1 pseudogene is annotated in these 293 nt (G+C 53.2%); it reads left to right on the top strand.

Going from position 1 to position 293, the window contains the following annotated elements:
• Positions 1-48 precede the first annotated feature (48 nt).
• A pseudogene (locus B3V69_RS09305) lies at positions 49-293 on the top strand (hypothetical protein); the annotation flags it as partial.

Below are 293 nucleotides of genomic sequence, written 5' to 3'. Positions count from 1 at the left end.
GCACGCCTTGAATTTTTGTCACGCGTGACAACAAAGGAATGCCAACACTTGTTGGACACGGATCGCCGTTTGTTTGCAAATCTTTTTACGATTGAAGAGGCCCAGAAGGTCGAGACCGATCCCATTCTGGCTGAGCGTCTGGACGCGTTCGTTAGCCGCTTTGGCCGTCTGCAAGACACGGTGGGCGACAAACTGCTACCGGCCCTACTGAGTGCCTTGGCAGAAACGCCTGGCCCAGCGATTGACAATCTGGATAAAGCAGAAAAGTTTCGGTTTATCGAGTCCGCCGATGG

This window comes from Rhodoferax sp. UBA5149 (assembly GCF_002413825.1).
Classification (GTDB): Bacteria; Pseudomonadota; Gammaproteobacteria; order Burkholderiales; family Burkholderiaceae_C; genus Rhodoferax.
Note: the sequence above shows the minus strand (reverse complement) of the source record. Positions and strands in the feature narration are given on the sequence as shown.